The 9980-nt window shown below is 70.4% G+C and carries 12 protein-coding genes; 11 read left to right on the plus strand and 1 reads right to left on the minus strand.

Translation table 11 applies throughout. The features are described 5' to 3' along the window. From ON36_RS01895 to ON36_RS01945, 11 genes are all read left to right on the plus strand, one after another. Nucleotides 1–834 (plus strand): Rossmann-like and DUF2520 domain-containing protein (locus tag ON36_RS01895; RefSeq protein ID WP_052313553.1); only part of this gene is annotated, 834 nt, incomplete at its 5' end. After that, entirely contained in the window at nt 834–1796 is a 963-nt protein-coding gene (gene panC / locus ON36_RS01900; RefSeq protein ID WP_052313554.1) for a pantoate--beta-alanine ligase, read from the plus strand. The genes ON36_RS01895 and panC, both read left to right, overlap by 1 nt. A gap of 14 nt (nt 1797–1810) precedes the next feature. After that, nucleotides 1811–2230, plus strand: coding sequence for an aspartate 1-decarboxylase (gene panD, locus ON36_RS01905; RefSeq protein ID WP_043647081.1), 420 nt, complete (start codon nt 1811–1813; stop codon nt 2228–2230). A 9-nt stretch (nt 2231–2239) separates the two neighbouring features. Next, nucleotides 2240–3022, plus strand: coding sequence for a type III pantothenate kinase (locus tag ON36_RS01910; protein WP_043647085.1), 783 nt, complete (start codon nt 2240–2242; stop codon nt 3020–3022). A gap of 179 nt (nt 3023–3201) precedes the next feature. Beyond that, complete coding sequence (locus tag ON36_RS01915; protein ID WP_083884846.1) at nt 3202–3807, plus strand: cysteine dioxygenase; 606 nt, start codon at nt 3202–3204, stop codon at nt 3805–3807. Nucleotides 3808–3815: 8 nt separating this feature from the next. After that, a complete protein-coding gene (locus ON36_RS01920) occupies nt 3816–4238 on the plus strand; it encodes a rhodanese-like domain-containing protein (RefSeq protein ID WP_043647088.1) in 423 nt (140 codons plus the stop codon). A 136-nt stretch (nt 4239–4374) separates the two neighbouring features. After that, nucleotides 4375–5850 (plus strand): lysine--tRNA ligase, encoded by a 1476-nt coding sequence (gene lysS / locus ON36_RS01925; protein ID WP_052313555.1) that lies wholly within the window; start codon nt 4375–4377, stop codon nt 5848–5850. A gap of 115 nt (nt 5851–5965) precedes the next feature. Continuing rightward, nucleotides 5966–6328 (plus strand): histone-like nucleoid-structuring protein Lsr2, encoded by a 363-nt coding sequence (locus tag ON36_RS01930; protein ID WP_043647091.1) that lies wholly within the window; start codon nt 5966–5968, stop codon nt 6326–6328. 149 nt (nt 6329–6477) lie between these two features. Then, nucleotides 6478–7128, plus strand: coding sequence for an FHA domain-containing protein (locus ON36_RS01935; protein ID WP_052313556.1), 651 nt, complete (start codon nt 6478–6480; stop codon nt 7126–7128). Nucleotides 7129–7261: 133 nt separating this feature from the next. Then, the gene (locus ON36_RS01940; protein WP_043647097.1) at nt 7262–7849 is read left to right on the plus strand and encodes an anthrone oxygenase family protein; all 588 of its coding nucleotides are present in this window, start codon (nt 7262–7264) and stop codon (nt 7847–7849) included. A 77-nt stretch (nt 7850–7926) separates the two neighbouring features. After that, entirely contained in the window at nt 7927–8865 is a 939-nt protein-coding gene (locus ON36_RS01945) for an esterase/lipase family protein (RefSeq protein WP_043647100.1), read from the plus strand. Here ON36_RS01945 and ON36_RS01950 read toward each other — a convergent pair. Continuing rightward, nucleotides 8866–9980, minus strand: a 1115-nt coding sequence (locus ON36_RS01950; RefSeq protein WP_218001158.1) for a phthiocerol/phthiodiolone dimycocerosyl transferase family protein, incomplete at its 5' end; no start/stop codon positions are given. It lies immediately after the preceding gene.

Here is a 9980-nt window from a genome sequence, read left to right on the forward strand (position 1 = left end):
CTCGAGCGTGCCGGTCACGTGGTGTTCGGCGCCGCGGCGATCTCCGACGCCTCGGTGCACCGGGTCCGCACCCGGCTGCCCGAGACGCGGATCCTGCCCGTCGAGGAGATCGCGCGGCGCAGTGAGCTGCTGCTGCTCGCCGTGCCCGATGCCGAACTGGCGGGGCTGGTCCGTGGCCTCGCCGCGGCGGGGGTCGTGCGTCCCGGCACGATCGTGGCCCACACCTCCGGCGCGAACGGTGTCGGTGTGCTCGCGCCGCTGGTCGAGCAGGGCGCGCTCGGCCTGGCGATCCACCCGGCGATGACCTTCACCGGCCACGACGAGGACATCGACCGGCTGGCCAACGCCTGCTTCGGCGTCACCGCGGCCGACGAGGTCGGCTTCGCCATCGCGCAGGCGCTGGTCATCGAGATGGGCGGCGAGCCGGTCCGGGTGGCCGAGGAGAACCGCACCCTGTATCACGCCGCCCTCGCGCACGGCAGCAATCACCTGGTCACGCTGATCGTGGACGCGGTGGCCGCGCTGCGCGAATCCCTGTCCGGTCCTGGCCTGCTCGGCCAGCAGGTGGTCGACGACCAGCCGGGCGGCGTGGCCGAGCGGCTGCTCGCCCCGCTGGTGAGCGCCGCGCTGGACAACGCGCTGCGGCGTGGGAAGTCCGCGCTGACCGGCCCGGTCGCGCGCGGCGACGCCGACGCGGTCGCCGCGCACCTGGCGGCCCTCGAGAAGGTCGACGACCGCCTCGCCGCCGCCTATCGCGCGATGTCGCTGCGCACTGCCGAACTCGCCCGGACGAATCCGGCGCTCATCGAACTGCTGGACCGGAAGGGAAACTGATGGAATCGCAACCCCGCGAGGTGTTCCACCACACCGGCGGCGCCCGGGCGACCGGCGCGTTCCGGCCGGGCGCGCTGGTCGTGCACCACGATCCGGAGGTGCTCGGCACGGTCACCAGGTCGCTGCGCGGCGTCGGCCGGACCATCGGTTTCGTCCCGACGATGGGCGCCCTGCACGAGGGGCATCTGCAGCTGGTCCGCCAGGCCAAGCGCACCAATCAGGTGGTCGTCGTGTCGATCTTCGTCAATCCGCTGCAGTTCGGCGCGAACGAGGACCTCGACGCCTACCCGCGCACCCTCGACGCCGACCTGGAGCTGCTGCGGGCCGAGGGCGTCGACCTGGTCTTCGCGCCCAGCGCCAACGACATGTACCCCGAGGGCCCGCGCACCACGATCCAGCCCGGCCCGCTCGGCGCCGAGCTCGAGGGCGGCAGCAGGCCGACGCACTTCGCGGGCATGCTCACCGTCGTCGCCAAGCTGCTGAACATCGTCGGACCCACCGAGGCGTTCTTCGGCGAGAAGGACTACCAGCAGCTGACCCTCATCCGGCAGATGGTGCGCGACCTGAACCTGGAACCGCGCATCGTCGCCTACCCGACCGTGCGCGAGGAGGACGGCCTCGCCCTGTCCTCGCGCAACCGCTACCTCGACGCCGAGCAGCGCGAGTCGGCGCTGGCGCTGTCGGCGGCGCTGCTGGCGGGCAAGCACAGCGCGGGCCTCGGGGCCGACGCCGTGGTCTCGGCCGCCCGCGCGGTCCTCGACGCCGCCGACGGTGTCGAGGTGGACTACCTGGAACTGCGGGACTCGAACCTGGGTCCGGCGCCGGTGTCGGGTAATGCCCGGCTGCTGGTGGCCGCCCGGGTCGGCACGACCCGTCTCATCGACAACCTGCCCGTGACGCTCGGTGCCACCATCGACGGCCACCCCGACGCGAACTCCCTGCCTGCCGCGCAGGCGCAGTAAGAAAGGCGACGACGATGTTGCGCACCATGATGAAGTCCAAGATCCACCGGGCCACGGTCACCCACGCCGACCTGCACTACGTCGGGTCGGTCACCGTCGACCAGGACCTGCTCGACGCCGCCGATCTGCTCGAGGGCGAGCAGGTCTGCATCGTCGACATCGACAACGGCGCCCGCCTGGAGACCTATGTCATCGCCGGCGAGCGCGGTTCGGGCGTGATCGGGATCAACGGCGCGGCCGCCCATCTCGTGCACCCCGGCGACCTGGTCATCCTCATCGCCTACGGCCAGATGGACGAGCGCGAGGTCCGCGAGTACGACCCGAAGGTCGTCTTCGTCGACGCCCGCAACCGCCCGGTCGAGCTGGGTTCGGACCCGGCGCACGCCCCGGAGGGCTCGGGCCTGACCTCGCCGCGTTCGCTCTCGTTCGCCTGAGCCGCGGCGATGCTGCTGACGATCGATGTCCGCAACACCGGCATCGAGTTCGGCCTGTTCTCCGGCAGCGGGGAGCACGCGAGCCTGGCCCGGCACTGGCGGATCCACACCAACCCCCTGGTGACCGCCGACGAGCTGGCGATGCACGTGCGCGGCCTGATCGGCGCGGAGCTCGACCAGGTGGGCGGCGTCTCGGCGCTGTCGACGGTGCCGCCCGTGCTGCGTGAGCTGCGCACCATGCTCGGCCGGTACTGGGAACACGTCCCGCACGTCCTGGTGGAACCCGGTGTGCGCACCGGCATCCCGCTGCTGGTCGACAACCCGAAGGAGGTGGGCGCCGACCGGATCGTGAACTGCCTGGCCGCGTTCCGGCGCTTCGGGGGGCCCGCCATCGTGGCGGACTTCGGGACCGCGATCTGTGTCGACCTGGTCTCGGCCAAGGGCGAGTTCCTCGGCGGGGTGATCGCGCCGGGGGTGGAGATCTCCACCGAGGCCCTGGTCGAGCGCAGCGCGCTGCGCCGCGTCGAGCTGGCCCGTCCGCGCTCGGTGCTGGGCAAGAACAGCACCGAGGCCATGCAGTCGGGCGCGGTGTTCGGTTTCGCCGGCCTGGTCGACGGGTTGATCGACCGGATCCGCGACGAGTTCGACGCGTTCTCCGGCGACGACGTCACCGTGGTGGCCACCGGGGCGGGCGCCCCGCTGATCGTGCCCGAATCCGAGACCGTCGACCGCTACGAGCCGCACCTGACGCTGACGGGTCTGCGGCACGTCTACGAACGCAACAAGAAGTGACGGGTGTGGGCCAGGTCATCTTTGGCCCCGCCGCGCTCTGCTGATAGGGTGACAACGTGACTTTCCGCATCGACGCCCGTTTCGTGGCGACCCAGGAGTGTTGTCGAGGCTGACCGCCTCGACCGTTCGAGGCTGCCGTTCTCGCCCTCGACCGATCCACACCTCCTGGAGATGCGCAGATGCGTTCTTCCGTCCTTTCCCTTTCGTCTGCCCGTGACGCCTACAGCGCGACCCCGCCGCTGGACCGCGCCGTCGCCTCCGCGCTGCCGACCCGGCTGCGCCCCGCCGACCTGCTGCGGCTCACCGACGAGGGCGCCGAAGACGTTCTCGCCGGCCGCTACGACCACCTGCTGCCCGCCGACGGCGTCTGGCCCGAGGACGAACGCTGGGCGACCCGGCTGCAGTCCGACGACGAGGTCGATGTCTGGCTGATCAGCTGGACCCCCGGCAAATTCACCGACCTGCACGACCACGCCGGCTCGCTCGGCGCGCTCACCGTGCTCTCCGGCGCCCTCGCGGAATACCGCTGGAACGGTTCGGAATTGCGTCGCCGCACCCTCACCGCGGGCGACCAGGCCTCTTTCCCCATCGGCTGGGTGCACGACGTCGTGCGCGCACCGGTATCGAGCACCGTCGGCGAATCCGCGGGCCCGCTCGAACCCACCCTGAGTGTGCACGCCTATTCGCCACCGCTGACCGCGATGTCCTATTACGAGGTCACCGGGCACGGCTCCTTGCGCCGCACCAAGACCGTTCTCACCGACCAGCCCGAAGGTGACCTCTGATGAGTCGTTTGACCATTGATCAGATGCTCGAGAACGCGCGCGCGTCGCTGCGCCGGCTCTATGTCTACGACCTGCCCGCCGCGCTCGCCCGCGGCGCCGTCCTGGTCGACATCCGGCCCCAGGCCCAGCGGGTGCGTGAAGGCGCGCTGCCGGGCGCGCTGGTGATCGAGCGGAATGTCCTGGAATGGCGGCTGGACCCGACGTCGTCGGCGAAGTTGTCGCTGGCCGCCGATCACGATGTGGAATGGATCATCGTCTGCTCGGAGGGCTATACCTCCTCTCTGGCCGCCGCCTCGCTGCAGCAGCTCGGTTTGCACCGGGCCACCGATTTGATCGGTGGATATCAGGCGCTGAAGTCGGCGGGGATGCTCACGATCGGTGTCGGCGTTCCGCACTTCGCCCGGGAAGTCGAGTCTCTCGCGGTGTTGTAGGAGTGCGGGCGCGGGGCCTCCTCGAGGCCGGCCCGGGGGTACCGGCCGGGAAACAAACCATTTCTCGGACCGGCTACTGTTATCGAACGTGAGCACTCCTGAGCAGCCTTCGAACGGTTCCGACGTCCCTGAGCAGATGCGGATTCGCCGGGACAAGCGCGCGCGTCTGCTCGAATCGGGTGGGGAGGCCTATCCGGTCGTCGTCCCCCGCACGCACACGCTGGCCGAAATCCGTGCCGCCTACCCGGATCTGGAGCCCGATACGCAGACCGGCCTGCAGGTGGGCGTGGCCGGGCGGGTCATCTTCGTCCGCAACACCGGCAAGCTGTGCTTCGCCACCCTCCAGGAGGGGGACGGCACGAAGCTCCAGGCGATGATCAGTCTGAACGGGGTCGGCGCGGACGCGCTGGCGGCGTGGAAGGCCGACGTCGACCTCGGCGATTTCGTGTTCGTGCACGGTGAGGTCATCTCCTCCCGTACCGGCGAGCTCAGCGTCATGGCCGACTCCTGGTCGATGGCGGCGAAGTCCCTGCGTCCCCTTCCGGTGGCGCACAAGGAGATGAACGAGGAGTCGCGGGTCCGGCAGCGGTATGTCGACCTGATCGTGCGCCCGGAGGCCCGCGAGATGGCCCGCACCCGGGTCGCGGTGGTGCGCGCGCTGCGCGCGGCCCTGGAGCGGCGCGGTTTCCTCGAGGTCGAGACCCCGATGCTGCAGACCATCCACGGCGGCGCGGCGGCCCGGCCGTTCGTCACCCACTCCAACGCGCTCGACCTGGATCTGTTCCTGCGCATCGCGCCGGAGTTGTTCCTCAAGCGCTGCGTCGTCGGCGGCCTGGAAAAGGTCTTCGAGATCAACCGGAACTTCCGTAACGAAGGCGCCGACTCCACCCATTCCCCGGAGTTCGCGATGCTGGAAACCTACGAGGCGTACGGCACCTACGACACGTCCGCGACCATGATCCGGGAATTGATCCAGGAGGTCGCTTCGGAAGCGTTCGGTACTCAGGTCGTGACGCTCGCCGACGGTACCGAATATGATCTCTCCGGCGAGTGGACGACGGTCGAGATGTATCCGTCGCTGTCCGAGTCGATCGGTACCGAGGTGACTCCGGAAACGACTGTCGAGGAATTGCTCGCACTCGCCGATCGGGTCGGTCTGGAAATTCCGTCGGACAAGGGCCTCGGTCGATTCGGGCACGGGAAACTCGTCGAAGAACTGTGGGAGCACGTCTACGGCGACAAGCTCTACGCGCCGACTTTCGTGCGCGACTTCCCGGTCGAGACCTCCCCGCTGACCCGCCAGCACCGCAGCAAGGCCGGGGTCACCGAGAAGTGGGATCTGTATGTCCGCGGTTTCGAACTGGCCACGGGCTATTCGGAACTGGTCGATCCGATCATCCAGCGCGAGCGTTTCGTCGACCAGGCGCGGCTGGCCGCGGCCGGTGACGACGAGGCGATGGTGCTCGACGAGGACTTCCTCGCGGCCATGGAGCACGGTATGCCGCCGACCACCGGAACGGGTATGGGAATCGACCGTCTGTTGATGGCACTGACCGGTTTGGGAATCCGGGAAACCATCCTGTTCCCAATTGTGCGGCCCGCTGCCCGCTGACCTGTGGTTTCGTGGGGACAAGACCCCGTGTTGGAAATTTGCGAATTCGGGGTATTCTTGCCTCGGGTAAACGGCCTGGTTGCGGGCACGACGATTTCGAGAGGACGTTCATCTCATGGCAAAGAAGGTCACCGTTAGCCTGATCGACGATGTCGACGGTGAGTCCATCGCGGACGAGACCATCGAGTTCGCTCTCGACGGGGTCTCCTACGAGATCGACCTTTCGGCGGCGAATGCGGCCCGCCTGCGCGAGGGTTTGGACGAATGGGTCGGCAATGCGCGCCGGGTGAGTGGTCGCCGCCGGACCAAGGCCGCCGGCGCGCCCGCGCCCGCGAGCAAGAACCGCGCCCCGGTCGACCGTGAGCAGAGCGCCGCCATCCGCGAGTGGGCGCGCCGCAAGGGTCACAAGGTCTCCGCCCGCGGCCGCATCTCGGCCGACATCACCGACGCCTACAACAAGGAAGTCGGCAAGGCGTGATGACCCGCCGTGCCGCTGGGCACGGCGGCTCGGTCCTCGTATCGTCACCGAGGGGCCGGCGTCCGGGCGAGGGTTCGCATCGGAGCCGGCCCCTCGGCCGATAGAATGGACCAGTTGAAGGCACCGCGGCAGGTGTGGGCACTGGCGGTATGAAGAGATGGGGTATCGGCACAGTGACCGGATTCGTCGGATCTTTTCTCCGCTACACCGATGACACCGGCCGTCAGCACGAGCTGGAGTTGTCGCAGGAGCGGCAGCAACGGTTCACCATCGGCCGGAACGTCCAGGCCGACCTGGTCCTCGGCTGGGACGCCGAGGTCTCGCGCCTGCACGCGGCGGTCGAGTACCTGGGCACCCACTGGACCATCGTCGACGACGGCCTCTCGCGCAACGGCACCTTCGTCAACGGCGAGCGTCTCGTCGGCAGGCGCAGGCTCAACCCCGGTGACCGCATCCGGGTGGGCACCACCCTGGTGCACTTCTTCGACTTCGGCGGCGTGATCGACGACGCCACGCACACCGCCTCCGGCTCGGTGCCGACCATGCGCTCGCTCACCGAGACCCAGCGGGCGGTCCTGATCGCGCTGTGCAGGCCGTACAAGCACGGCACCGGTTTCGCGACGCCTGCGTCCAACCAGCAGATCGCCGAGGAGCTGTTCCTCAGCGTGGACGCGATCAAAACCCATCTGCGCACGCTGTTCTCGAAGTTCGGGGTGGAGAACCTCCCGCAGAACCAGAAGCGCACCCGGCTGGCCGCGCTGGCCATGCAGAGCGGCCTGATCGCCGATCACGAGCTCTGACCACGCCCGCCCGGTGAGCGTCCTGGGCAAGTAGCCGAGCGCCTGGCCTATGTCCGGCGCCCCCGCGCTCCGGTTGACTCGAAGGTGTTGCCGGACAGGACGGATCCGGCTCCGGAGAGCAGGGAGAGCCGAGATGTTCGGAATGCGGATGGCCGCACTGGTCGCGGCGGTGTTGTCCACCGGTCTGATCGCGGGGGTGTTCTACGCCTACGCCATGTCGGTGATGCCCGCGCTGGCCCGCACCGAGGACCGCACCCTCGTCGAGGTCATGCAGAAGATCAACGTGGTGATCATCAACCCGTGGTTCATGCTGGGGTTCCTCGGCACGGTCGGGTTCGGGCTGCTCGCGGTGGTGCTGCACCTGGGGCGCGAGCAGCGGCCGGTGCTGGTCTGGCTGGGAATCGCGCTGGCGCTCAACGTGATCGCGTTCGGGGTGACCGCGGCGTGCAACGTGCCGCTCAACGACATGCTGGCCGGCGCGGGCGACCAGGGCGCCCTGGCGGACCCGGCGGGGCTGCGCGCGGATTTCGAGGCGTCGTGGGTGCGCTGGAATGTCGTGCGCGCGGTGCTGCACACGGCGGCGTTCCTGGTGCTGTGCGGCGCGCTGTTCGCGGCGGGCATGGTCGCGGCGCGGGCCGAGCGCGGCGACGCGGCCGCCGGTCCGGGGTCCGCGGCCACCGCGCAGTTCGTGGCCGGACCTGCGGCGCGGCAGTTCCGCTGAGAGTTACTCGCCGGTAGCGCCTCGCAAATCTGAAACGTGTTCCAGACTGGATCGACGTTTCGGAGGAGGGAGGCGCCGTGCGCCGTAGATCGGGTTCACTGTTGTTGCTCGCCGTGCTCGCCACGCTGGGCCTGACCGCCGGGACGGCCACGGCCGCACCGTATCCGGTCGACTACAACTTCTTCGCGGGGATCCCGCCGGAACTGCTGAACCACGGCGGCTCGCTGCCCGGTGCCAACGACACCGGCTGCGTCCCCTCGGCCGCGCACCCGGACCCGGTCGTGCTGCTGCACGGCACCGGCGGCGGCGCGCAGACGAACTGGGGCACCTACGTCCCGCTGCTCGCCAACGAGGGCTACTGCGTCTTCTCCCTCACCTACGGCGCCTACGACCTGCCCTGGCCGATCTCGGCCATCGGCGGCATGGCCTCGATCCAGGACAGCGCGCGGCAGGTCGCCGACTTCGTCGACATGGTGCTCGGCGCGACCGGCGCGCGGCGGGTCGACCTGATCGGCCACTCGCAGGGCAACACGGTCGGCAACTACTACATCAAGCGCCTCGGCGGCGCGGCCAAGGTCGGCAAGATGATCGCCATCGCGCCCGCCTGGCAGGGCAGCAACGTGCTCGCCGGTGCCGACATCGCCTACTTCAGCAGGCAGCTGGGGGCGGGTCCCGCCTTCGACGCGGTGTCGAGTTCGCTGTGCCGCGCGTGCGGGCAGCTCCTGCGCGGATCCGCGTTCCTGGACGACCTCGACCGGGACGGCGTGTACGCCCCCGGTGTCGACTACACCAACATCGTGTCCGCCCTGGACGAGATCGTCGTGCCCTACACCTCGGGCCTGGTGCCCGGGCCGGGCGTGACCAACATCGTGGTGCAGGACGGCTGCGCGCAGGACTACTCCGAACACATGGGGATCGCGGGCAGCCCGCGTGCGGCCGCCCACGTCCTCAACGCGCTCGACCCCGCGCACGCGAGCCCGGTGGCGTGCGAGTTCGTGCCGCCCTTCACCGGCTGATCAGGCCGACAGCTCCCGGAGCCGCCGCAGCGCGTGATCGGCGATGCGCGCGGCCCTGGCGGCCGGGACGACGCCCTCGATGTAGGTGAAGTTCCAGAACAGCGTGCCGTGACTGGTGTTGGCGACGGCGACGAGGTAGCCGCTCAGCGACAGTCCTGCCGCGGTCTGGGTGCCCGAGACCGGCCAGTCGCCCACGGCCGACGGCATGTCGAAGCGGCCCATGTTGGACAGGCAGACGTTGCCGGGGCCCCGCTGTTCGACGGTGCGCGCGGCCCGGTCCGCGCGGGCCACCGACACGGGGGACAGCAGCCGCAGTCCCGTGATGACGGCCAGGTCCGTGTCGGCCGCGATCCGGGCCCGCAGGTCGGTGTTGATCCGCGCGGCGGTCCGCCAGGGGTCGGCGCGGGGCCCGTAGCCGACCGCCACCGGCAGGGCGGCGACGTAGGCGCCGAGTTCCTCCGGGCCGACCGGCGGTGTCAGGCGGTCGCGGAAGTCGACGGGGCAGCCGACGGTGAGCGTGCCGTCGCGGCCCGGCCCCAGTTCGGCGCCGACCGCCTCGGCCAGCGCGACGCCGAGCACGCCGTGCACGGTGACGCCGTGGGCGGCGCAGGCGGCGCGCAGCCGCTCCAGTTCGTCGGGGCCGAGGCTGCGGCGCAGCAGCCGGGTACGCCGCCGCGCCCACGCGACCTGCTGTTCGGCGGGCAGCCGTCGGGGGCGTCGCACGGCGACCCGGGCCTCGCCGCCCAGCATGCCGAGCACCGCCCGCGCCGTGCCGAGACCGCCGCGGAAGCGCGCGGGCAGCCGGTCCTCGGGCGGCTCGACGACGGTGCCCGCGGCGAGCCGGGCGCCCGCGCCGGTCTGTTCCGCGTGGACCGCGCGGACCAGCGACCGCAGCAGGGCGAGCGCGCCGCGGCCGTCGACCACGATGTGCGCGGCGACGAGCACCAGGTCGGCGCCGTCGCCGGTGTCCACGTGCAGGATCCGGGCCAGGGGTCCGGTCTCGGTGTCGAGGCCGTGCGCCAGCTCGTGGCCGTCCACCTCGCGCGACCAGGTGTCCGCGTCGCCCTCGACGCGGCGGATGCCGAGCGGCGCGGCCGTCGGCACGAACCGCGGAT

Source organism: Nocardia thailandica NBRC 100428, assembly GCF_000308795.1.
Taxonomy (GTDB): domain Bacteria; phylum Actinomycetota; class Actinomycetes; order Mycobacteriales; family Mycobacteriaceae; genus Nocardia; species Nocardia thailandica.

Excerpts from the sequence above, each read along its gene's own strand:
- panC (WP_052313554.1), top strand. The coding sequence starts at position 834 with ATGGAATCGCAACCCCGCGAGGTGTTCCACCACACCGGCGGCGCCCGG.
- panD (WP_043647081.1), top strand. The coding sequence starts at position 1,811 with ATGTTGCGCACCATGATGAAGTCCAAGATCCACCGGGCCACGGTCACC.
- ON36_RS01910 (WP_043647085.1), top strand. The coding sequence starts at position 2,240 with ATGCTGCTGACGATCGATGTCCGCAACACCGGCATCGAGTTCGGCCTG.
- ON36_RS01915 (WP_083884846.1), top strand. The coding sequence starts at position 3,202 with ATGCGTTCTTCCGTCCTTTCCCTTTCGTCTGCCCGTGACGCCTACAGC.
- lysS (WP_052313555.1), top strand. The coding sequence starts at position 4,375 with ATGCGGATTCGCCGGGACAAGCGCGCGCGTCTGCTCGAATCGGGTGGG.
- ON36_RS01930 (WP_043647091.1), top strand. The coding sequence starts at position 5,966 with ATGGCAAAGAAGGTCACCGTTAGCCTGATCGACGATGTCGACGGTGAG.
- ON36_RS01935 (WP_052313556.1), top strand. The coding sequence starts at position 6,478 with ATGAAGAGATGGGGTATCGGCACAGTGACCGGATTCGTCGGATCTTTT.
- ON36_RS01940 (WP_043647097.1), top strand. The coding sequence starts at position 7,262 with ATGTTCGGAATGCGGATGGCCGCACTGGTCGCGGCGGTGTTGTCCACC.